At 32.9% G+C, this 19145-nt stretch carries 25 protein-coding genes and 3 pseudogenes; 6 read left to right on the top strand and 22 right to left on the bottom strand.

What is annotated here, in order from left to right:
• Nucleotides 1-33 precede the first annotated feature (33 nt).
• The 4 genes from ABN080_RS01855 to ABN080_RS01840 all read right to left on the bottom strand — a co-directional run bounded on the left by ABN080_RS01855 (nt 34) and on the right by ABN080_RS01840 (nt 2042).
• Nucleotides 34-279, bottom strand: coding sequence for a hypothetical protein (locus ABN080_RS01855; protein ID WP_072070426.1), 246 nt, complete (start codon nt 277-279; stop codon nt 34-36).
• A gap of 42 nt (nt 280-321) precedes the next feature.
• Nucleotides 322-729 carry a hypothetical protein gene (locus tag ABN080_RS01850; RefSeq protein WP_196553197.1) on the bottom strand — a complete coding sequence of 136 codons (408 nt, stop codon included), beginning with the start codon at nt 727-729 and terminating at the stop codon, nt 322-324.
• Between the two features lie 296 nt (nt 730-1025).
• Nucleotides 1026-1556, bottom strand: coding sequence for a dihydrofolate reductase family protein (locus ABN080_RS01845; protein WP_196553198.1), 531 nt, complete (start codon nt 1554-1556; stop codon nt 1026-1028).
• Between the two features lie 204 nt (nt 1557-1760).
• Nucleotides 1761-2042: a DUF5339 domain-containing protein gene (locus ABN080_RS01840; RefSeq protein WP_072070429.1), complete on the bottom strand. Its 282-nt coding sequence runs from the start codon at nt 2040-2042 to the stop codon at nt 1761-1763.
• Between the two features lie 920 nt (nt 2043-2962).
• Between ABN080_RS01840 and yedE the strand changes: the two genes are divergently transcribed.
• Nucleotides 2963-4048 (top strand): YedE family putative selenium transporter, encoded by a 1086-nt coding sequence (gene yedE, locus ABN080_RS01835; RefSeq protein WP_349440217.1) that lies wholly within the window; start codon nt 2963-2965, stop codon nt 4046-4048.
• Nucleotides 4038-4289 carry a putative Se/S carrier-like protein gene (locus ABN080_RS01830; RefSeq protein WP_196553200.1) on the top strand — a complete coding sequence of 84 codons (252 nt, stop codon included), beginning with the start codon at nt 4038-4040 and terminating at the stop codon, nt 4287-4289. Before yedE ends, ABN080_RS01830 begins: the two co-directional genes overlap by 11 nt.
• Before the next feature lie 183 nt (nt 4290-4472).
• Here ABN080_RS01830 and ABN080_RS01825 read toward each other — a convergent pair whose 3' ends face one another.
• From ABN080_RS01825 to cspE, 9 genes and pseudogenes are all read right to left on the bottom strand, one after another.
• Nucleotides 4473-4694: an HP1242/YdcH family protein gene (locus ABN080_RS01825; RefSeq protein WP_072070432.1), complete on the bottom strand. Its 222-nt coding sequence runs from the start codon at nt 4692-4694 to the stop codon at nt 4473-4475.
• A 253-nt stretch (nt 4695-4947) separates the two neighbouring features.
• Complete coding sequence (locus tag ABN080_RS01820) at nt 4948-5289, bottom strand: immunity protein Imm33 domain-containing protein (RefSeq protein WP_196553201.1); 342 nt, start codon at nt 5287-5289, stop codon at nt 4948-4950.
• Between the two features lie 578 nt (nt 5290-5867).
• The gene (locus ABN080_RS01815) at nt 5868-6044 is read right to left on the bottom strand and encodes a hypothetical protein (protein WP_349440216.1); all 177 of its coding nucleotides are present in this window, start codon (nt 6042-6044) and stop codon (nt 5868-5870) included.
• A 149-nt stretch (nt 6045-6193) separates the two neighbouring features.
• Nucleotides 6194-6652, bottom strand: coding sequence for an anti-virulence regulator CigR family protein (locus ABN080_RS01810; protein ID WP_072070434.1), 459 nt, complete (start codon nt 6650-6652; stop codon nt 6194-6196).
• Nucleotides 6653-6792: 140 nt separating this feature from the next.
• Nucleotides 6793-7062: pseudogene (locus ABN080_RS18205) on the bottom strand (lysis system i-spanin subunit Rz); the annotation flags it as partial.
• Between the two features lie 62 nt (nt 7063-7124).
• Nucleotides 7125-7460, bottom strand: coding sequence for a c-type lysozyme inhibitor (locus ABN080_RS01805; protein ID WP_349440215.1), 336 nt, complete (start codon nt 7458-7460; stop codon nt 7125-7127).
• Between the two features lie 650 nt (nt 7461-8110).
• A complete protein-coding gene (locus tag ABN080_RS01800; protein WP_109397218.1) occupies nt 8111-8569 on the bottom strand; it encodes an Hsp20 family protein in 459 nt (152 codons plus the stop codon).
• Nucleotides 8570-8752: 183 nt separating this feature from the next.
• Nucleotides 8753-8893: a cold shock small protein YmcF gene (gene ymcF / locus ABN080_RS01795; RefSeq protein ID WP_419721724.1), complete on the bottom strand. Its 141-nt coding sequence runs from the start codon at nt 8891-8893 to the stop codon at nt 8753-8755.
• 7 nt (nt 8894-8900) lie between these two features.
• A complete protein-coding gene (gene cspE, locus ABN080_RS01790; RefSeq protein ID WP_004244726.1) occupies nt 8901-9113 on the bottom strand; it encodes a transcription antiterminator/RNA stability regulator CspE in 213 nt (70 codons plus the stop codon).
• Between the two features lie 652 nt (nt 9114-9765).
• On the opposite strand from cspE, the gene ABN080_RS18200 reads away from it, so the two are divergent.
• Entirely contained in the window at nt 9766-9885 is a 120-nt protein-coding gene (locus ABN080_RS18200; RefSeq protein WP_371032803.1) for an IS3 family transposase, read from the top strand.
• Between the two features lie 129 nt (nt 9886-10014).
• Here ABN080_RS18200 and ABN080_RS01780 read toward each other — a convergent pair whose 3' ends face one another.
• Nucleotides 10015-10863, bottom strand: coding sequence for an SDR family oxidoreductase (locus tag ABN080_RS01780; protein WP_349440214.1), 849 nt, complete (start codon nt 10861-10863; stop codon nt 10015-10017).
• An 89-nt stretch (nt 10864-10952) separates the two neighbouring features.
• Between ABN080_RS01780 and ABN080_RS01775 the strand changes: the two genes are divergently transcribed.
• Together ABN080_RS01775 and ABN080_RS18195 are read left to right on the top strand one after the other, a co-directional pair.
• Entirely contained in the window at nt 10953-11333 is a 381-nt protein-coding gene (locus ABN080_RS01775) for a winged helix-turn-helix transcriptional regulator (protein ID WP_231619310.1), read from the top strand.
• A 236-nt stretch (nt 11334-11569) separates the two neighbouring features.
• A complete protein-coding gene (locus tag ABN080_RS18195; protein WP_371032804.1) occupies nt 11570-11701 on the top strand; it encodes a PAAR domain-containing protein in 132 nt (43 codons plus the stop codon).
• Nucleotides 11702-11896: 195 nt separating this feature from the next.
• On the opposite strand, the pseudogene ABN080_RS01770 reads toward ABN080_RS18195, so the two are convergent.
• Nucleotides 11897-12064, bottom strand: a pseudogene (locus ABN080_RS01770) (isocitrate/isopropylmalate family dehydrogenase); the annotation flags it as partial.
• Nucleotides 12065-12492: 428 nt separating this feature from the next.
• Here ABN080_RS01770 and ABN080_RS01760 point away from each other — a divergent pair.
• A complete protein-coding gene (locus tag ABN080_RS01760; protein WP_231619311.1) occupies nt 12493-12828 on the top strand; it encodes a colicin E1 family microcin immunity protein in 336 nt (111 codons plus the stop codon).
• Nucleotides 12829-12854: 26 nt separating this feature from the next.
• Here ABN080_RS01760 and ABN080_RS01755 read toward each other — a convergent pair whose 3' ends face one another.
• The 7 genes and pseudogenes from ABN080_RS01755 to ABN080_RS01730 all read right to left on the bottom strand — a co-directional run bounded on the left by ABN080_RS01755 (nt 12855) and on the right by ABN080_RS01730 (nt 19110).
• A complete protein-coding gene (locus ABN080_RS01755) occupies nt 12855-14555 on the bottom strand; it encodes a colicin-like pore-forming protein (protein WP_349440213.1) in 1701 nt (566 codons plus the stop codon).
• Nucleotides 14556-14704: 149 nt separating this feature from the next.
• A complete protein-coding gene (locus ABN080_RS01750; protein WP_349440211.1) occupies nt 14705-15469 on the bottom strand; it encodes a phage tail fiber protein in 765 nt (254 codons plus the stop codon).
• Nucleotides 15470-15811: 342 nt separating this feature from the next.
• A pseudogene (locus tag ABN080_RS01745) lies at nt 15812-15979 on the bottom strand (isocitrate/isopropylmalate family dehydrogenase); the annotation flags it as partial.
• Between the two features lie 421 nt (nt 15980-16400).
• Nucleotides 16401-16658, bottom strand: a complete 258-nt coding sequence (locus tag ABN080_RS01740) for a bacteriocin immunity protein (protein ID WP_349440210.1) — start codon at nt 16656-16658, stop codon at nt 16401-16403.
• Between the two features lie 2 nt (nt 16659-16660).
• On the bottom strand, nt 16661-18493 hold the full coding sequence (locus tag ABN080_RS01735; protein WP_349440209.1) for a pyocin-S2/colicin E7-DNase domain-containing protein: 1833 nt from the start codon (nt 18491-18493) through the stop codon (nt 16661-16663).
• A gap of 156 nt (nt 18494-18649) precedes the next feature.
• Complete coding sequence (locus tag ABN080_RS18190; RefSeq protein ID WP_502935108.1) at nt 18650-19021, bottom strand: phage tail fiber protein; 372 nt, start codon at nt 19019-19021, stop codon at nt 18650-18652.
• The gene (locus ABN080_RS01730; RefSeq protein ID WP_349440208.1) at nt 18943-19110 is read right to left on the bottom strand and encodes a hypothetical protein; all 168 of its coding nucleotides are present in this window, start codon (nt 19108-19110) and stop codon (nt 18943-18945) included. The genes ABN080_RS18190 and ABN080_RS01730 overlap by 79 nt, the downstream gene beginning before the upstream one ends.
• Between the last annotated feature and the right edge of the window lie 35 nt (nt 19111-19145).

Here is a 19145-nt window from a genome sequence, read left to right as displayed (position 1 = left end):
TAAGATATTACTGGCTTAGATAATAATAAATTCTTAGTAAGAAGCCATAATTTTTAGATCTGGTTTCTCCCCTCGCATTATAGCTCGTTGTTGTTCATGAACTGCCTCATTAATGGCTTTTTGTTCCCCTGGCGTTCGTGTATTTTTACCGCAAACTAATGTTGAACACACCGGGCTACCTATCCTATGGCTCCCTGAAGTACCCGTACTAAAAGTCACATTATCAGTTGTACAACCTAATAATAGAAAAGATAACAATAAAGTGATTACTATGCGCATAATTTTCCATATAAAATTAAATTTTAAATTGATATTACAGTATTAATAGGCATCAAAAGTATAATGTGGCTTTTGTATCCACTTAAATTCAACTGTTTGTTTTTTTTCATTCCAAATAGGTTCAGGAACGGGCATCGTAAAGCTTATTTTTTGAATAGGCTTCATTGTTGAATATTCATTATTTCTATATTGATTATTTACTGATGATTTTGACTCATTTAAACCCACTTTAAAAAGTTGTCCAAATTTACGATTATCTTCTTGTACCTCTAATTCAAACCGCGATTGTTTACCCAACATAAAAACCAAATTATTATTTATTGAGTTATTATCAGGTCGGTGACTATCTTTACTAGATCTATTAACTGGTTTGTTATTGCCAATTAATTTCTGACTCGTGCATCCCACACAAAAAATTAAAGATGATAAAAGCAATAAAAAAAAATGCATAAATTAAATTCAATAATAAATAGGAATAACAATTATTTCATAAAATACATTTACTAACAAAATAATTTTCTCTTACATTATAAAAAAAGAGAATATATCTTTATAAAAGATAATATTAAATAGCTAAAACTAGAAACCACCTAAGATAATGATAAAAAAACCAACATAAGTAAAATAAACAGAAAATAAACCAATTCATTCATTCTAAAAATGATTACTATAAGTATATAAGGTGCAATTATCAACATAAAAAAGGCATTAATAATAATGCCTTACATTCTAATTATAGGGTGTTTTTATTTTCTTTTATAATGAGATTTAACTAGAGAATCCCTATATATTTCAGTTTTATAATGAACAAACTCTATCTTATTATTATTTGGGATAAATAATGGAACCCCATGACCTAATAAAATAGGTATTTTTGTTATTATTAATTCATCAACAAAACCTTCATCAATAAATCCTTGGACAGTTTTACCACCATCAATATACACTCGTTTATAATTATTTTGGTTAAGTCGTTGTATTATTTCAGATACATTTCCTGACATGATCTCAACATTATCTGGTAATGACGTAGATAATCTTTTAAGGGTGTGACTTAACACAAAAACAGGCTGCGTATAAGGCCAATCGATATCAAAGCTCATTATAGTTTCGAATGTCGTTCTTCCCATAACAATAGCATCAATTTCATTCAGAAAATCTGCAAAACCAAAATCTGAATTTTCAGGATTTTCAATATCGGTAAGCCAATCAATATTACCTTGTTTATCGGCAATATAACCATCTAAACTTGTGGCGATATAAACGACAATATTCATTTACTATACTCATTATTCCGAATAGGAACACCAAGTTAACATTTATTGAATAAGATTTAAAATGGAATATAAAAAGTGAAGTGATTAAATTTAAGGTATGTTTAATTATTTGAATTTGAAAGCTTGTTAAAAATTAGCTATTAAAAATTATAAAAAAGCCTTACAAATGCTTAGATTTATAAGGCTGCTGAAAATCAATATCGTTTATTGACCTGCTGACATTTTCTTCATTTGTTCTAAAGAATCTAATGCTTGTTTACAAGTACTTTCTTGAACATCTTTAGGTAATGCTGCAAATTGTTCTTTCGCCTGAGCATACTGTGCTTTCATTGCTTCAGCTTGAGCTTTAGTTGCATCATTTTTCGCCATTAACTCAACATAAGAGTCTGTTTCTTTAAAATAATCTTCACATGCTTTAGATAAATCAGCAGAAACAGCAACAGAAGAGATTGATAATAAACCCAATGCTAAAATAAGCTTTTTCATAAATATCCTTTAAGTATTGTTAACAGTTAGAAAGTAATTTCTATTATTCTTCTTAAGTCGGTATTATCTCAAAAGATAATAAAATAGGGATAAGTATTATCTTAATTAAAAAAATAAAATTTCATCTAATAATGATTGGAATAAAAAATAAAATCAAAATATGATAATTGAAAATTAGCTTATCATTTTCAGTATTAACTATATATATTAAATTATTCTTTTTAAATTAAAGGGTTATTTTTATAAATTAATAATTTAATTTTTTAATTATAATGTTCGTATAACGATAATGCTCGATAAAATAATACCTAAAAATCATTGATAAGATAGACTCGTACACTTGCAATAATTTTAATGATGACCTTCTCCCTGAAAATAAAATTAAAAAACTAGGAATAGTACGTAAAATATAAATAAACAAGCTTGCATTTCTTACCCTAGCTTGTAGCTAAAAACTAATTAATGATATCTGAATAATGAATAATGAATAATGAATAATACACTTTCATACCGTATTATTACGGATTAGTAAATAGTAAATAGTGAACATTTTTAAAAAATCGAACGTGTTTTGACTCAAAAACTCTCATCTTCTTATTATGTCTAAAATTCATGGGCAATTATGAAAAACATCATTATTTATGATAAACAAATATAATATAAAACAAAAAACAAATTAAACTAGAATTAATTATTTTAGTCTCAACTAAAAAATCAACTGTCAGAATAATTATATACAACAAGTTATTTAATTTATTATTAACTTATTATCAATTAAATTAACAATTTGATTTTTTTCATAGAGTTTATTTATTTTTCCGTGATCTATATAAAAGGATCATGCTTCATTTTTATATATAGTTGCCCGTACTTAATAGGTTCTATTAGTCAGGGGATTACCCCGCCAACGGAGGCATTTTATGTCTATAAAATGGGTTTTAATCATATCTGGAATTGTTATTGGTGCTATCGCTTTACTTCTTGGTATTAGCGGAAATCCCCCTAATATGGGTGTTTGTGTTGCTTGTTTTATTCGTGACAGTGCAGGCAGTATGGGATTACATAATACTGAAACAGTACAATATCTTCGCCCTGAAATATTCGGTTTCATTCTCGGTTCATTTGTAGCGGCTTTACTATTCAAAGAATTTCAATCAAAAGCTGGATCAGCGCCAATTATTCGTTTTACATTGGGCTTTTTAATGATGGTCGGTTGCTTAGTTTTCTTAGGTTGCCCATTAAGAATGGTACTTCGTATTGGTGCGGGAGATTTGAACGCAGTAATAGGATTAGTTGGATTAATAATCGGAATTGGTATCGGAAGCTTATTCGTAAAAAAAGGATTTTCCCTACCAAGAAATTATCGACAATCTCCTGCAGAAGGTTTTATTTTACCCGTTATATGCGTATTTTTATTTGCTTTATTCTTATGGAATAGTGATATTTTTAATTCCAGCGTGAAAGGTCCTGGCGCAAGTCATGCTCCAATATGGATGTCTATTATTGCGGGACTTATTATTGGTTTTATTATTCAACGAACTCGATTTTGTTTCATTGGAATGGCAAAACATGCCTTTTTATCACGTAATTATAATATGGCGTTTGGGGTGGCCGCATTAACACTTGTTGTTCTCTTAGGTAATCTTTATTTAGGAAAGTTTAATCTTGGATTTGAAAATCAACCAATTGCTCATAGTGATGGACTATGGAATTTTCTTTCTATGGTGCTTGTAGGCCTTTGTGGTGTATTTATCACCGGTTGTCCATTGCGCCAACTTGCCAATGCTGGGCAAGGCAATTCCGATGCTGCAATTAGTGTATTAGGTATGTTACTTGGTGCTGCTTTTGCTCATAATTTCTCTTACGCCTCAAGCCCCACTGGGGTTACAGATAATGGCAAATTCATTGTCATTATTGGCCTATTAGTTACATTTATTGTTGGTGTCATTTATACTTATGCCGCAAATAAAATAAACCACCATGAGACTAATAAAAATGACGCATAATTATTTATTCCTCTTTCATGAACAATATGCAGTCAAGAAACTTCACCATCAGCTCCAAAAGGATAATTTTTCCTCAAGAATAATTGATGCACCAAGAAAATTATCTTCTGAGTGTGAATTAGCCGTATCGGTTTATTTTTCTAATAATGAAACTTATAAGCATTATATTAATGATAACATTAGAGTTATTTATAAAATAAATTCAGATCGCTTTGATGTGCTTTGGCAAGATAAAATTTGAAGTAAAATATTATTTCAATAATACTTTTTAGAGCCTCAATAATGAAAGGCTACATGAGTAGCCTTTCATTGATCAAATAAAATCTAGTGATTATACTTATTAGTGTTATTCAAATATAAAAAAACCACCCAGATTTACAAAGGATGGTTTCAATATTTTAACTATTTATAAAATAATTATTTTCTATTCTTCTTCTGGTGGATTTTTGAGGATCTGATGAATTTCCTCTTTTAGTCTTAATTTTTGTTTTTTTAACTCTACAACTTCTTCACCATACCCTCTTCTATCCTTATGTTCCAATCTTACTATTTTATGGTCAAGTTCGTTATGTTGATCAAAAAGAGCGCGAAAATGAGGGTCTGTTTGGCGAAGCTTTGAAATTAAATCACGATATTCTGGAAACATAAATAGCTACCTTCCTTATTAATTGTGAATTAAGTACTCTTTTAAGTCTTACTCAAACTGATTAACCTGTCATTGTCTTTATGTTAAAAATAAGACTAACATCAATTAATATTTATAATTTAAAAATTACTAAATAATTTTTTATTAAACATTTTAATTATGATTATTATACGTAATACATTGAGTTATCTAGCCTTATAAATCCACTTGTTCTTGAACAAATAAAAAAGGATCAATATTTTGTTAACTTTTCCTATTCTGACCAAACATCTTCATAGCCATCTCTATCAATAATAAAGTTATATCCTTCAGGAAGATAAAGATATTTCATTACCTCCGGTAACACTGTATTTAAATGTTCTGTGTGCAATGCTTGGTAAAAATTATCTCTTTCACAATATTCACCACAATAAAAAAACCAACTTATCGTACTATCTTTAGATCTTTTTATGCGTGTGCCATAGATAGGCGTTAAATTTAAGGTATCTAAAGCAATAGCTACCATCTCTTCCGGATTTTCAGGTAAGACACCATATTTTATGCATACCCTTTTTTGTTGTTCAATAACATGTAATATCTTATTTTTATTTATCATCATATTCCAAAGCTAAAAATGAGCTCAGTTAAAGCACTTTTCCCGTACAAGATTATAACGAATTTGCCACAATGCACCAAACGCCATAAAAATGAACATTAGTCTATTCAAACAACTAGATACAAAAAATAAATGAATTCAAATAAAAAAAGAATAAAAAAACACCAATTCACCTTAAAACTAGACAAAAAGCAGTGTTAACGCATTTTTTGTTGTGAAAAAAGCACTTATTGTTAACTCATAAAATATAAATTCTCTATATTTGTAGTGATCTCTAATAGTTATTTATACCCATCTATTTGAGTCACTAAGCCCAATGCCGCCACATTGGGCTTTTTTATGAAGGATCAGTTGATATTATTTCTCATTACAATAAATTCAAACCTCTTCAGGTTTGTTCAAATGTTAAACTGCAAAATCAATCGGTTTAATCACAAAATGTTTTAATTTTATATGATTTAATCAGTTTCCAGTAAAGTATTACCTAATACTCTGATTTTTTTTATATTTATATTATTATAATTCTTAAGATAAAATAATTATTGCCGACCCAATTCCTTTTTTGCCGGCATCAATAACTATTTATTAGATAGAAGCTCCTGCTTATTAGGTAAAAGCTCCTGCTCTTGTAATTTAGAAAGCGCTAACTCTTTCATCCAATCTGCAAGTAATGGTGCTGTTTTTATTGAATCCAATAATGCACGCTCTTTTTTTGTTAAACGAATAACAATAACCTCTGTTTTCATTGTAGACATAATAATTCCCCCATTTATAAAAGAGAAAATATTGGCACAAAACAGTAACAGAAAGGTCTGACTTACACGGTTTTACAAAATCATCATTTAAAGATGTTTTGATAAATTAAAATCCCGCAAGATACGAAATATATTTAGCCTACTGTATTTTAATCAAAAACATTATTAATAATTGAAGTGACTATCGCTGTACTTAATGCGATCAATACCAAATCATTTCCAACAATGCGCCATTCGTAACCAGGATAGTAAGGTAATTGGCTAAGCATTTTTTCAGGAACCATTTTCTTCGCGATACCTGGAGGCAATGGCTTTCCTCTTACTAAATTTTTAGCAATACCAGGAGGTAGCGATGAATATCCAGTAAATCCACCATTCAATGCAATTGCTCTAGCCTCATTATAAGATAAAGAAATTGAGAAAGAGGTTTCATTATCAAAGTGATTATTTTGTAATTTATTATGCCATTTGTTTGGCTTCTCTCCTTGATGCCCTTTATTTTGACCTCTTCCATGCCCATTATCTGGATCAGCATAAGAAGAAACAGATATCATAGACAAACCTATAATCACCAACAATAAATTACTTATTCTAGAAAAAATCCCCATGTCTATAGTCTCAGCAATTAATTTTTCACAGAGTATCCTTCGAGCTACACAACTACCATAAGTAATACTCCTAGAAAAAATAACTGGCAGGTACCATTGTGCTAACTTAGTTACAAATACATAACTAAGTCTTTTTTGTTTCAAATACTCTTACTTCGCATAATCCTGTAATCATGCTCTAACTCTGCAATTCGTTCTCGGAGTAACCAATAGTTTTGGATAGCGGTATCAGTAGGTCGGACTGTGGTTGCAGAAGCCATGCTGGTAGTGGAAGTAGTTATGATTTTGTGATACTCGGCTTTTATATACACCCGCTTGGGATAACACTCATTAATATCATGCAAAGAGATAATTTAATTCTTAGCGTTAACTAACTCCTACGTATATTGAATATCCGATTGGCTTATACGAAAAAAGGTCACCGAAGTGACCTCTATAAGAACGCTAAATAATTTTCAATAACAGGTGTCAATTAGCCAGCTTTGCAACCACTCAATACTGGTTTATCTTTTCCTTCAACTAAATCGGCATTATCACCTTTAGTATAAAGCTTATAGGTGTAATTTTTATTCATTGCCTCATAGTTTGCTCCAGAAGCCATTTTCATAATCTTCATTGGTATCATTTCATCCATTTGATTAATGATTGCATAGCTATCCTTTGCTGTATTTATATAAATAACTTCCATTATTTGATTGTTTTCACATGCATAAGATACTTTCGTTATCTCATCGCCATCATCCGCCATAACAAAACCCGCAGATAAAAGGCTAACAGTAAAAGCAATACTTTTTAATAATAGCTTCATATAATCTCCTAATACTATTTGATACACATTTCTAATACATCACTAACCAATTTCTTATGATTAATCGGATCCTATATTGGCTTCCATGAGATTTATCCAATTGTAAAAAACCATCATTAGTTTATTGAGCAATAAGGAGATTGTTTTAAGCTTTCCTTAATTTATTTTTAGTTCATTCATTTGTGTAAATAAAACTCTTGGCAAATACTCTTCAAATGACGTATTAGAAACAATCACAAGACCATACATAGATATCCATGTCTTCGTTTGTTGTAAGTGCCCTTGAATAAACTGTTTTGCTTTCTCTCACAAATAAACATAACTCTCTTGTGCCCAGCAATAGACCACCGACATCATTAATCTTTTGTGTAGCGATTCGATATTGCTTTTTACCTGCGGGAGATATCGTATAAATTAATTGTGTTAATTGTTAAATTTAGCCATCAACCGTATGGATATTCGCCGTTAAAATGACTAAGGTATTTTTTCACTGTCTGTTTCTGTGTGTGAGTTCAAATCAGATGGTAGTCTCTAATCTGTTCTACCTACGAACTAGTCAACTTTAGCCTTATAATTTAAATACTCTCACAAAAACAATTAAGGCTACACACCATGCGTAGCCTTAATCTTATTCACGTTATCTAACTCAATTAGCTTTTATCTTTATTCTCTATCGCTATTGTTTGTCGTTTTTCTTCTTCAGGTAATTCATACTCAATAGCAATGGTCAGAAGTCCACTTGATAAATCGGCTTTTTCTATTTTAACATTTTTACCGAGGTCAAATTGCAACGTAAATTGCCCTTGAGATATGCCTCGGTGGATCCATTTATCATTGTCTTCTTCTGATTTTTCTTCTTTTTTCCCTTCAATCAATAAACGACTTCCTTTTAATGAAACCGATAGGTCATTTTCTTGATATCCAGGCACACTTACTGTCAATTCATAATGGTTATCATCAATCTGTTTCAGGTTATAAGTCTGTACAGGTGATGCAATGGGCTTACTACCTGTTAACTGACTAAACAGGCGATCTATCTGATCAAAACGATTTGAAACTAAGTTGTCAGATAATGTTGGGAATAATGAAAAAGGTTTAATGTTAGGCATATAACTCCTCCTTCAGTATTTAGTGAATTATGGGTGGTATCTTATTTACCCAAAATATAAATATGAACGAGCAAGTATTTTTCAAGCCCTAAAATCTAAATTTTTTATCTTTAACCAACATGGGATTGTAGATAGCAAAAAACCCCGCCGAAGCGAGGTTTTGTATATTCAACTATTTAATGCTTAACTCATTTGAGCTGTCATCACACTTTTGCAAAAGATACATTTTGCGCCGTGTGGATTGTTCACTGTGACATCAAATTGTGATGTTCTATATTGTGAACCGCTGCACCTTGGGCATTTAAAATAGAGGCGAATAGTAATAGCGCCTTTAGAGAGCCACCACGTTGCCTGCTGCTGGACCTTTCATACCATTTTCCATGGTGAATGAAACTTGTTGGCCTTCCGCTAATGTTTTGAAGCTATCACTTTGGATTGCAGAGAAATGTACAAAGACATCTTTGCTACCATCAGCTGGAGTAATAAAACCAAAACCTTTACCTTCATCGAACCATTTTACTGTACCAGTCATTGTATTAGACATAGAATTTCCTTTAATTTATTTAATTTGCCATAAGGCATATGCGGTTTGTTTTGTATTTTTACTTATGGGAATTAATTAGAAGGAATTCACAATGAAGAGGTATCGAGGATAACGCTAAACGGGAACAACTTTAAACTTACTAACATAAATAGGTCTGTACTTCCAAACCAGTGACGCTATTAAGCCATAGAAAAATTCAGATAGCAAACTTTATTTTTTAGCGGTAAATCAGCTTAAGTATGCCCCTAAAAAACACAACTCCGCTATACTCACGAGGTTTTTAATTGATAAGAGGTGTAATATCAAAACTATTATTAACCGATAAACACCCTTCAATAAATCCATCTGCTGTCTGCAATCACTTAGCCACTTCTTTATGAGAAATACCGCGTTTTGAAGCCAATTTTTCCTATCAAATAGCTAGGTCCTCATTACAACACGATTGAGCAAATACTTACTCAAGCCTTTTCAAAATTAACTAAGGAAAGTGAACTTATACTGTATTCAGATTAAGGATGGCAATACCAAATGAGCTATTATTACAATAGCCTTAAGAACCAAGAGTTTATTCAAAGTATATCACGAAAAGGAAATTGTTTAGATAATGCAGTAATAGAGAATTTTTTTGGCATATTAAAAACAGAATGTTTTTATACAAAGCAAGTTAGAAGAACTTCATGAATATATCAAATATTACAATACTGTGTGGATCAAAATAAAATTAAAAGAACTGAGTCCAGTTCAATATCGAACTCAGTCTTTACTTAACTAATTTAAACTGTCCAATAAAATGGGGTTAGTTCAGTTGTTTAACATCCAAGTTTTTATACTGATAATAAATTGCAACTGTTTACCAATATCTGATATTTAATTACTACCCAAATCGAACAAAAATAGCGATTTACAGAACATCTTTAATACTTTCAGCAAGTGTAGTAGTTGGTCGTCCTATTAGCTTTCTCATAGTATGGCTATCATCAAACAACCCTCCCTGGGAAGCCCCAACATCAGAATCAGCAATCATTATTGATAACTCATCAGGCAAACCTGCGCTTTTTAGTGCAGCTACAAAGTCTTTCTGATTTAGATTTTGATATACAACATTTTTCCCACTCTGTTTAGTCAGTTCTTTTGCTAGCTGATCTAATGTCCAAGCCTCATCACCTGCGAGTTCGTAAACTTTCCCTATATGTCCATCTTCAATCATCACACGAGCAGCCGCTGCGGCATAGTCTGCTCTAGTCGCTGATGCGATTTTTCCATCACCTGCAGCTCCAATAAAAATACCATGCTCAAGTGCAGCTGGTACGCTAGCTAGATAATTTTCTGTATACCAACCATTGCGCAGTAGAGTGTAATGGATACCTGAATCAGCTAGCATTTTTTCAGTTTCTACATGCTCAACATGCAAATTTAGTGGAGAACAGTCTGCATGTAACAAACTCGTATAAGCAATAAACGTCACGTTAGCTAATTTTGCAGCGCTAATTACATTTCGGTGTTGTGTAACTCGCATACCTATTTCACTTGAAGAAATCAGGAGCAATTTATCGACACCTTGTAAAGCACTTATTAATGATGCTTCATCATTGTAATCTGCCTGACGCACAGAAATCCCTTTCTGACTCAAAGGTGCGCCTTTTACCAAGTTTCGGACAATCGCCACTATCTGGTTGGCAGGAACTATCTGTAAAAGATTTTCAATAACATGTTGGCCCAAAAGACCTGTAGCACCGGTAATCGCAATCATGAGGTAACTCCTTAATGTATCACTTGTGTTTCGTTAAGATAACACCTAAACTTACTTTAAGTAAGTACGAACAAAAAGGTAAGTGTGAAATGGCGAATTTAACAATTTCTCAGCAATTACGCGATGGTAATGTCTTTGCCAAGCAGTGCCCATCTCGTAAGATCCTTAAGCATGTAACAAGCCTTTGGGGGATTTTAATTTTAATTGCTCTACGTGATGGGACTCATCGTTTCAGTGAGTTAAGACGTAAAATTGGTGGGGTGAGCGAGAAAATGTTATCTCAATCCTTACAATTACTGGAACAGGATGGCTTTATTAATCGAGTATCATACCCTGTATTGCCACCTCATGTAGAGTACACGTTAACTGAGCTAGGTGAACAAGTAAGCGAAAAAGTCACCATTCTGGCGGATTGGATAGAAATAAATCTACCTAATATACTGATAAATGACGAAGATAAAGTAGAGTGATGCTTTTTCTATAGCATCAGTCCCTCAAGAATATGGCCAATATAGATTAGAAGTCACTGTTCTTGGTGATTGGCCTGAATTAGAAATAGATGGATTAACCTATTTTATCACTATAAAGACCTATTTCATTAAGTAACATCTTCATAAAAAATAAAAAAAGGATGTGCAATGTCAACATTAAGACCAAACCTTTTTGGTAATTCAATGGCGACCGAACAACAACAGGCGCAACCTGTATTGCAGCTTTCCATAATGTAAATTGTCACCAAAAAGTAGCTCTCAGAGTAGGAGATACAACGACTATTTGCCCTAAATGTAAACAAGTAGGAACAGTGATTACTGGTGAAAGTAGAGTTAATAAATTGTAAAAATTAGCACTACTCCCCCTGACGCCCAAAATCCATTAATATCTAAGCTATTTATCCCCTAAGCAGTGGACTTCTTCCACTTTACGGCCTTCATGTTCAATAATTAATTTAAGTGCATACATAAATTTATTCCTTATTTTAGATAATAAAAACGGGAACTAATAAGCTCCCATTAACTATTTATCAAATCAACAATTACATATGTTTGATAATCGCGTCACCAAACTCGCTACATTTCAGCAGTTTAGCGCCTTCTAACTGACGTTCGAAATCATAAGTTACAGTCTTAGCGGCAATCGTGCCTTCCATACCTTTAATGATTAAGTCAGCAGCTTCTGTCCAACCCATGTGGCGTAGCATTATGCATTCCCACTATTATTAAGCATTTGTTTATTAAGGTAAATTTACTCTCAATTAATAGCCCTAAAAAAACAGTGATTATGCCTTTTTATAACTAGTTGATTACCAAAATATTTTTATTGGTTTTGATAATCACTAATTAGGGCTGTAAACATGATTTAGTGAGTATTCGAACCATTAGCTAGAAAAATGGGAATAAGTTCTAAATTAAGAGATTTGGTGCAAAACCATAAAAGACCCGGTGTTTCTCAAAAGCATTATGATAGATATGATTATTTAAGAGAAAAATGAGAAACACTTGAGCACAAATGAGAACGACTTAGTGTAACAAGTGAAGTTGACTATAATTACCGTTTAATTTATTGAAATAAGAACTATTACCATTAAAATGGCATTCATGTAAAAAGCTGATTATTTAGTAAGATTTGGATATGACTAAAAAATATTATATTAATAATATGTTCTGGGGCTATTTTATGATGTTGGTGATGGTTTATCTTAATTATAACGATCACACTATTGAAGGCTTATTAATGCTAACTTTAAGCATACCTAGTGCAATTTTTTTTCCTTTTTCCAAAATGCTTATCGAAAAATTCGCATTAAAATATACAACAAAAAAATTCTGGAATACTGGATTATTTATAAATACACCAGCTAAACATGGTGGAGTAGCTCTATACCACTTATTTTGTTTTATATTTTCAATTCCATTTAGCATCATATATCTAGCTTTATATTTCACAAAAAATAGGATAACCAATTAAAATTGATTATCCTATTACCCTACATATTAAATACCAATTGCACCGCTGACTTTTTCAACCAAAGCGTCGTCAATCAAGGCACCAACTGTTGCAATGATAAGGGCATACCCTAAAATTCCAACAGGTCCACCAATAATTAAACTAAAGGCAAAAGCTGTCAATGCCACCGTAGCCATACCAGCAGTAATTGCAGTGGCTTTAACAAAAAATGGACGCCAATTTCCCGTTTTAACCGCTTTTTTAAATTCAACAAGTAATTCCACGGCATTAATCGCGTGATTGGTATATCCAAGCCCTTTACTAAATTTACCTAAGTTTGAAGCTAACTGTTTTGCATCAATAGATTCTAATGCTTTTATAATAGCAGCTCGATCTTTGGCATTAATTTTATTATTAATATTCTGCCCATATTTCTCATATGTACGTAAAGCATCTTCTACATTTCTGATTGTTTTTCCTTTAGATTGTTCTGCTAACTCTCTAGATAATTGTGCTGCCTTTTTACCAAATTCCTGTGTTACTTTTTCGTAAAATGAAATTGTAAATTTCACTCCATCCTTGATGTCATTAAACTCTTTTTCCTGCTGAGGACGCAGATCTTTATCCTTAAGTTCAATTGCAGGGAAGCCCGAATAAGCATATAAAGGCGGTAAGTTTGAATTTCTAGGAAATACAATGATTGCATCATTAAATTGATGTGGATATGGCACTTCTATCCTTTTGTTTTCTACCTTATTAGGTAATTCTACTTTTTCTGGATATGATAATTTTTTATTTTCATTTGAGTAATTTTGAATAACATTTCCTTGTAAACCAAGGCCACTAGGGGAGCTAGTGGGTCTAAGCGAATATTCAATCCCCATATTCTTAATGTCTACATGATAGCTATTAGCAGCATAATTAACTTCATATACAGGGACTTTTTTAGTCACTAAGACACCATCAGTTCTAGTTAACGTCGCAATCACTTTATTGTTGTCTTTAATTACAGCCATTCTTGCATTAACATCAACTGTACCATTGCTTTTTGCAATTTTATTAAGTTCGCCAGACATCAAATCAGAATTGTTAATTAAGTTTTCTGCAGGGATAGTAGACATAAGATCAAATTCATTAAATGAATCATTATCAAACTCACTAAACTCCATAAAATTTACTGAATTCACCTTATTATCATCAATACGATTTTCTTTACTGTATAAACTAATAACAGACTCTATCAATTTATCTTGAACTAAATTAACAGCTTCTTTTGTAAGAAAATATCTCTTTTTAAATGTTTCGAGTTGCTCAATAACAATACCATTAAAATGCATTACACCTTTATTTGTAGCTAATTCTTTATTGTTTGTGCTATTAGTTAGTTTATTATTATTACTAGAAATAATAACGGGCTTTTGCGGTTTATTCACTTTAAATTTAGTATTTGGATTAAAGGGTGATGACCCACCATTACCCACATTAGGAGACGGATATTCATCTTTATCACTATCAGCAAGAGTGGGTATTTTTGCCCAATTAAAATTATGATTAGACTTACTAATTGGTATCCCACTTAGCACTGCCAATAATTTCTCCTCCGCGCCATTATCACTTACTTTTCCTCCATCTGTTATCCAACCACCATCACCGTCGGTATTATAAGTCCAGCCATATTGTTTGATATCACGAATAACATCAGCTGGAAGCCAAGGATATTGATCAACGTTAGCTCTTGTAATAAGCATATAAATTCCTTTTTATATTTAATAGCACACAGCCACTGTATAAAACCACAGTATATTCAATAATAATTGCAAAACAATCGTCTTATTTCGGCTATGTTCGGAATAGTTACCATTAACACTTAACTCATCCTTGAGCTAAATATCTTTGATCAGTTATCAATTTCTGATGCGCTATTGGTGTCCTGATTTTCTTCCGCTTCTTCCTGCTTGCGTTCCTCTTCCGCTTTCTGCGCTTCTTCCATCTCACGCATTCTCACGTTATAGATTGATTGCTCTGGCATCTGTACACGAACAGAGATAAAACGACCGGCTGGGATATCAATTGGGTCACTATCGCTGTAACCATCAATATCATTACGGGCGAATTTAGGCGCATTAGGATGAGTACGGTGATAGGTTTTGACGAGGATCGAACCATCTTCATTAACTTCAGAGTTAACCCAAATAAGTGGTTGTTTATTAACATCGAGTGGAATTTCAATACCTCCATCAGCACCGCCCCAACCTGCGTCTGAGTTAAAACCCAGCACACCTTCGATAAGATATTCACCCTGAGATACTCGAGTAACAGTAGCGCCTTCTGATTCATCGTTAGTGGTAAATGTGCCATCAGGGTTAATGTCAATGATTGGGGAGGCTTTTTTGTAGAATCCATTAGAATCTGGTTTGGCATTACCCAGATGAAGAACCTCATAAGTACCCACCCAATTATTATTCTCTTTGTATGTGTATAATAATTTTTTATTCCGACCAAATAACCCCATTTGATATGATTTTGGTTGTGTTGCATGAGCTGAGATAATGCCCATGTAAACAGTGCCCGGTGTGTCGCCGTCAATATTTGTGGATGTATAGAACCCATTATTTTGAAAATCATTTTTTGATGATTTAACACCATCACTGCACACATTCATTAACTCAGACCAAAAAGCTCAATTATTAACATTTCGCATTCTATACGCTAGATTTTTACTGGATACTTGAATTTGAAATACTTGCCCAGCCCCATCACTACCACCTCCTCTAACAGATGATATTAATGGCCCAAAAGAATTGTAAAAATTAGCACTACCCCCCCCTGACGCCCAAAATCTATTAGTATCTAAGCTATTTATCCCCTAAGCAGTGGACTTCTGCCACTTTACGGCCTTCATGTTCAATAATTAATTTAAGTGTATACATAAATTTATTCCTTATTTTAGATAATAAAAAACGGGAACTAATAAGCTCCCGTTAACTATTAATCAAATCAACAATTACATATGTTTGATAATTGCGTCACCAAACTCGCTACATTTCAGTAATTTAGCGCCTTCTAACTGACGTTCGAAATCATAAGTTACAGTCTTGGCGGCAATCGCGCCTTCCATACCTTTAATGATTAAGTCAGCGGCTTCTGTCCAACCCATGTGGCGTAGCATTATATAAACCCGCTATCATTAACTATTTGTTTATTAAGCTATATTCAATTTTAATAGACCTAAAAGACAATGATTATGCATTTTTATAACCAATTGATTACCATAATACTTTTATTGGTTTTGATAACCACTAATTAGGGCTGTAAACATGACTTAGTGAGTATTCGAAACATTAACTAGGAAAATGGGAATAAGTTCTGAATTAAGGAATATGGTGTAAAGCCATAAAAGACCTAATATTTCTCAGAAGTACTATGATAGATATGATTATTTAAGAGAAAAACGAGAAACGCTTGATATATGGAGTAAAAAGCTGTCTTCACTTAAAAATGGCTAACATTTTATCTATATCTAACATGATGTGCTTTGAACATACAAGAAAGCCTCCGTAAAGAGGCCTCTATTAATTTAACAAGAGTAATGACTAACCTTTTTTAAATCCAGGCTTACCATTTTTAGCCCGCCATTCTTTAACTTCTTTAATAATAGCAGTAGCACTCCCATCATTATTGCCTTCTGGATAATAAATCAGATCTGAACCTTCAGGATGCTCAGTGATTTTAATAAAATGTTCCAAATTATCATCTTGTATTTTTTCGTCACCTTCACAATTAATTATAGCTTCAATAAATTGTTTAAATTCAGCTTCTGTATAATCATTAATGCTATTTTTCAGTTTCATCATTATTTTCCTTTGTGAATCTCAATGTGACGTTTCGGAGTAGCGACCCGAATATTATCTATATCATAAACCTCTCCACCTTGACTAATCGGTTTATCATGGTGAAGCTCAAAGGAACGTCTCCCTCCAACACTATCTTTATATCTAGCCCTAGGTGCTAAACCATTTCGCATTCGAGTTCTGTTACTTTGTATAAAATTCTTACTTAACTCTGGATCTTTTGATAACTCCTCCCATAATTTTCGTCTAAACTCATCGAAATTATTAAATTTTTGATCACGCAATTTATCTGCTATTCGATCGGGAATGGGTACACCATTTTCTTTTCCAGCATCATTAAGCCATTTACTACTTACTTTTTTGCCTTTACCTGTAGCCTTACCTGGTTGATTGCGTTTATTTTCTTTTTTAACCTTATCTTCAGTAGCTTTTTTCTCACTCTCTGCTTTTTTTCGCGACTCGAGGATAGGAGCTAAGCTCTCCTTCAATTTGGCTAATTGATTATTATATGATAGTACCTGATCACCAAGTCGCTCATAAAATAGCTTGATTAGATAAGTTTGTATTCTATCAGGTTTATTTACAGCAATTCTTTTTTCCACTTCACTTAAATATGCCCCCATTCCTTTGTTTAGAAGAATATTAAGTAAGATTTTATCCGCAATTTTAACTTCAACTTTAGTGACGCTAATTTGCTTCCTATCTTGCTTATAAACTAGAGGGGTTTTAACTGGATCAGCTAACATCAAACCTTCTGGCGTGGCTTTGAGTTTATTAATAACAGCAACTTGAACCTGAAACTGTTTATCAATATTAGCTAGCCTTTTCTTTGCTTCTTCAAGTTCTAATAATGCAGCTTCTAGCGGATGCAATGTCGACCATTCAGCCCATTCTGTTTCTACTACTTGCTTTTCATTATTAACATCAATGACATCAATAATAGAGACATAAAGAGCTTCATGTTTACCACCAAAATCAACAATGGCATGATGGGTATTTAATTTAGATGAAGGAATGTAATACCCAGCATTAGGCTTAGAGTTGATGACCACCTGTTTACTTTTATCCGCTTTATTTTCAGAAACGCTAATGCGTACTGGCTTTGATCCAGCAATAACAGGAGCGGTATAAACATTAGGGGTGCTTGTTGCTGTTGCCTTTACGATTGGAATACTGATAGCCTGACCCGTTGATACAATAGTTCGTTGCTTTCCAGCATTCTTATCCAAAGCAGACATAACCTGAGTATGTATACTTAGTGATGTTTTCTTACCGATATCACTAATTTGATTAGTAACAATATCCGCTGGCATTGTTGTAACTTTGCGTGCTTTATTTCTATCAAAAATATCTCTATCTAAAATGCCATAATTATTCAATAACGCCATTTCAGCTTGAGTAGACATGATATTGTTACTCGGCCATAATCCTTCAATTGCAATTCCAATAGTTGTAAGTTTGGCCAGACTTGGAGCAACTGACATTGCTTCTAATGCGCTAGTTCTTAGTGTTGTCAATGATTTAGAAAAAACACTCTTAACGTTAGCGGAAACAAATGGGCTTGATGTAAAACTAAGAACGCCTTGATAGGTAAGAAAACCCAAAGCAGGCATAGCTGCCGATGCCATTACTAACTTTTCAGGGTATCGACTTAAATCTACACCAGAGACATCTTGAATATCTCTTTCTCTTTCATCCCTGTCGTCACCATCATCATTATCACCAGGATGACTGTCATCATGTGATTTATCATACTGATCCCAGTAGGAATCATTACCCCAAGGATCGTTTTCTTTACTCCAACCAGAATGGTCAGATGAATCAATATCACTCATATAAATTCCTTTTTATATTTAATAGCACACAACCACTGTATGCAACCACAGTATATTCAATAGTAATTGTAAAACAATCGTCTTATTTCGGCTATATTCGGAATAGTTACCATCAGTACTTAACTCATCCTTGAGCTAAATATATTTGATTATTTATCAATTTCTGGTGTCCTGATTTTCTTCCTCTTCTTTTTTTCTGCGTTCCTCTTCCACCTTCTGCACCTCTTCCATCTCACGCATTCTCACGTTATAGATTGATTGCTCTGGCATCTGTACACGAACAGAAATAAAACGACCATCAGGGATATCAATTGGGTCACCATCGCTGTAACCGTCAATTGTATTATTGGCAAACTTAGGCGCATTAGGGTGAGTACGGTGATACGTTTTAACGAGGATAGAACCATCTTTGTTAACTTTAGAGTTAACCCAAATAAGTGGCTGTTTATTTACATCGAGCGGAATCTCAATACCGCCATCAACTCCACCCCATCCTGCGTCAGCATTAAACCCAAGAACTCCTTCAATGAGATATTCGCCCTGTCCAACTCGAGTAAGCAGTGGACTTCTTCCACTTTACGGCCTTCATGTTCAATAATTAATTTAAGTGCATACATAAATTTATTCCTTATTTTAGATAATAAAAAACGGG

Origin of the sequence: Proteus sp. fly-1089 (assembly GCF_040138965.1) — a bacterium.
GTDB lineage: Bacteria > Pseudomonadota > Gammaproteobacteria > Enterobacterales > Enterobacteriaceae > Proteus > Proteus vulgaris_B.
The sequence above is the reverse complement of the archived record's forward strand: the minus strand, read 5'-3'. Positions and strand labels throughout refer to the sequence as shown.

What these genes read in the sequence shown, in the direction of transcription:
- ABN080_RS01855 (WP_072070426.1), bottom strand. Translation starts at nt 279, where the DNA reads ATGCGCATAGTAATCACTTTATTGTTATCTTTTCTATTATTAGGTTGT.
- ABN080_RS01850 (WP_196553197.1), bottom strand. Translation starts at nt 729, where the DNA reads ATGCATTTTTTTTTATTGCTTTTATCATCTTTAATTTTTTGTGTGGGA.
- ABN080_RS01845 (WP_196553198.1), bottom strand. Translation starts at nt 1,556, where the DNA reads ATGAATATTGTCGTTTATATCGCCACAAGTTTAGATGGTTATATTGCC.
- ABN080_RS01840 (WP_072070429.1), bottom strand. Translation starts at nt 2,042, where the DNA reads ATGAAAAAGCTTATTTTAGCATTGGGTTTATTATCAATCTCTTCTGTT.
- yedE (WP_349440217.1), top strand. Translation starts at nt 2,963, where the DNA reads ATGTCTATAAAATGGGTTTTAATCATATCTGGAATTGTTATTGGTGCT.
- ABN080_RS01830 (WP_196553200.1), top strand. Translation starts at nt 4,038, where the DNA reads ATGACGCATAATTATTTATTCCTCTTTCATGAACAATATGCAGTCAAG.
- ABN080_RS01825 (WP_072070432.1), bottom strand. Translation starts at nt 4,694, where the DNA reads ATGTTTCCAGAATATCGTGATTTAATTTCAAAGCTTCGCCAAACAGAC.
- ABN080_RS01820 (WP_196553201.1), bottom strand. Translation starts at nt 5,289, where the DNA reads ATGATAAATAAAAATAAGATATTACATGTTATTGAACAACAAAAAAGG.
- ABN080_RS01815 (WP_349440216.1), bottom strand. Translation starts at nt 6,044, where the DNA reads ATGTCTACAATGAAAACAGAGGTTATTGTTATTCGTTTAACAAAAAAA.
- ABN080_RS01810 (WP_072070434.1), bottom strand. Translation starts at nt 6,652, where the DNA reads ATGGGGATTTTTTCTAGAATAAGTAATTTATTGTTGGTGATTATAGGT.
- ABN080_RS01805 (WP_349440215.1), bottom strand. Translation starts at nt 7,460, where the DNA reads ATGAAGCTATTATTAAAAAGTATTGCTTTTACTGTTAGCCTTTTATCT.
- ABN080_RS01800 (WP_109397218.1), bottom strand. Translation starts at nt 8,569, where the DNA reads ATGCCTAACATTAAACCTTTTTCATTATTCCCAACATTATCTGACAAC.
- cspE (WP_004244726.1), bottom strand. Translation starts at nt 9,113, where the DNA reads ATGTCTAATACAATGACTGGTACAGTAAAATGGTTCGATGAAGGTAAA.
- ABN080_RS01780 (WP_349440214.1), bottom strand. Translation starts at nt 10,863, where the DNA reads ATGATTGCGATTACCGGTGCTACAGGTCTTTTGGGCCAACATGTTATT.
- ABN080_RS01775 (WP_231619310.1), top strand. Translation starts at nt 10,953, where the DNA reads ATGGCGAATTTAACAATTTCTCAGCAATTACGCGATGGTAATGTCTTT.
- ABN080_RS01760 (WP_231619311.1), top strand. Translation starts at nt 12,493, where the DNA reads ATGACTAAAAAATATTATATTAATAATATGTTCTGGGGCTATTTTATG.
- ABN080_RS01755 (WP_349440213.1), bottom strand. Translation starts at nt 14,555, where the DNA reads ATGCTTATTACAAGAGCTAACGTTGATCAATATCCTTGGCTTCCAGCT.
- ABN080_RS01750 (WP_349440211.1), bottom strand. Translation starts at nt 15,469, where the DNA reads ATGAATGTGTGCAGTGATGGTGTTAAATCATCAAAAAATGATTTTCAA.
- ABN080_RS01740 (WP_349440210.1), bottom strand. Translation starts at nt 16,658, where the DNA reads ATGAAACTGAAAAATAGCATTAATGATTATACAGAAGCTGAATTTAAA.
- ABN080_RS01735 (WP_349440209.1), bottom strand. Translation starts at nt 18,493, where the DNA reads ATGAGTGATATTGATTCATCTGACCATTCTGGTTGGAGTAAAGAAAAC.
- ABN080_RS01730 (WP_349440208.1), bottom strand. Translation starts at nt 19,110, where the DNA reads ATGTATGCACTTAAATTAATTATTGAACATGAAGGCCGTAAAGTGGAA.